The sequence below is a fragment of the Haloferula sp. A504 genome (genome assembly GCF_044385805.1).
GTDB lineage: Bacteria > Verrucomicrobiota > Verrucomicrobiia > Verrucomicrobiales > Akkermansiaceae > Haloferula.
Window position 1 is genome coordinate 1 of sequence record NZ_JBISBU010000221.1, and the last position, 401, is coordinate 401.

Below are 401 nucleotides of genomic sequence, written 5' to 3' on the forward strand. Positions count from 1 at the left end.
GACTTCCTCGAGCAGATCGATTCGAGGGTCCGCGACGCCTTGGGCGGGGGGCTGGGCGACGCCGACCGCTGGCAGGGATTCACGCTCAAGGCGATCGACGGATCGTCCTCGAAGCTGGCCGACACGGAGGAAAACCAGGAAGCCTTCCCGCAACCCTCCGGTCAGAAACCCGGATGCGGCTTTCCGGTGATGGGCTTCGCCGGGCTGCTCAACCTCGGCCACGGTGGCTGGGAGGCGATCGCTACCGGACCGCAAACCGCCCACGACCTCACCCTCGCCGCGGAGCTCACCGCATTCCTCAGCGAAGACGATCTTCTTCTCGCCGACCGGGCCTACTGCTCCTACGCCTTCATCGCTGCGGTGCGAGCCCGGGGCGCCCACTGCGTGATGCGCCTGCACCA

At 67.6% G+C, this 401-nt stretch carries 1 protein-coding gene; it reads left to right on the forward strand.

Annotated elements, in window-relative coordinates; all coding sequences use genetic code 11:
- Positions 1–401, forward strand: a 401-nt coding sequence (locus ACG2LG_RS24270; protein ID WP_396263496.1) for a transposase, incomplete at both ends; no start/stop codon positions are given.